2 protein-coding genes are annotated in these 1,119 nt (G+C 70.0%); both read left to right on the top strand.

The genetic code is table 11. From position 1 onward, the window contains the following. The coding region (locus tag B4M60_RS02035; protein WP_291079803.1) for an enoyl-CoA hydratase-related protein at positions 1-447 on the top strand (447 nt) is incomplete at its 5' end. Further along, a partial coding sequence (locus tag B4M60_RS02040) for a CoA transferase subunit A (protein WP_291079805.1) occupies positions 444-1,119 on the top strand: 676 nt, incomplete at its 3' end. The genes B4M60_RS02035 and B4M60_RS02040, both read left to right, overlap by 4 nt.

The raw sequence follows: 1,119 nt of genomic DNA on the forward strand, positions 1-1,119 counted from the left end.
GACTGCATCGTCGCCTCCGACGACGCGGTGTTCGGCCTCCCCGAGGTGGACCGCGGAGCGCTCGGCGCCGCCACCCACCTGGCCCGCATGGTCCCGCCGCACATGATGCGCACCCTGTACTTCACCTCCCGCAACGTCACCGCCCAGCAGCTGCACAACTGGGGGACCGTGTACGAGGTGGTCCACCGCGACCGGCTCGACGCCGCCGCCCGCGCGCTCGCGGAGACGATCGCCGCCAAGGACACCCGGGTGATCCGCGCGGCCAAGGAGGCCATCAACCACATCGACCCGATCGACGTGAAGACCTCGTACCGCATCGAGCAGGGCTTCACCTTCGAGCTCAACCTGGCCGGCGTGGCCGACGAGCACCGCGACGAGTTCGTCAAGAGTGGCAAGAATCTGGACAAGCGCGACACGCGCTCCGAGAGGACGGGCGAGACCAAGTGAGCACGACCCCCACCCCGCGCGACAAGCGCACGAGCCTCGACGACGCGGTCACGCGCCTCGAGAGCGGCATGACCATCGGAATCGGCGGCTGGGGTTCCCGGCGCAAGCCGATGGCCCTGGTGCGCGCGATCCTGCGCCGCGAGGACCTGACCGACCTCACCGTCATCACCTACGGCGGCCCCGACCTGGGCCTGCTGTGCTCGGCCGGCAAGGTCTCCAAGGCGTACTACGGCTTCGTCACCCTGGACTCGGCGCCGTTCTACGACCCGTGGTTCGCCAAGCGGCGCACCGAGGGCTCGATCATCTCCCGCGAGATGGACGAGGGCATGGTCCGCGCCGGCCTCACCGCCGCCGCGCAGCGCCTGCCGTTCCTGCCGACCCGCGCGGGCCTGGGCTCGGACGTGTTCCGCTTCTGGGGCGACGAGCTCAAGACGGTCGACTCGCCGTACCCCGTGGACGGCAGGACCGAGACCCTGGTCGCGATGCCCGCGCTGCGCATGGACGCCGCGCTCCTCCACCTGGACAAGGCCGACAAGCACGGCAACGCCGCGTTCACCGGCGCCGACGGCTACTTCGACGACCTCTACGCCATGGCCGCCGACACCGTCCTGCTCGAGACCGACGAGATCGTCGACTCCGCGGACGAGTTGATGACCGAGGTCGTACACATCT

This window comes from Dietzia sp. UBA5065 (genome assembly GCA_002415925.1).
Classification (GTDB): domain Bacteria; phylum Actinomycetota; class Actinomycetes; order Mycobacteriales; family Mycobacteriaceae; genus Dietzia.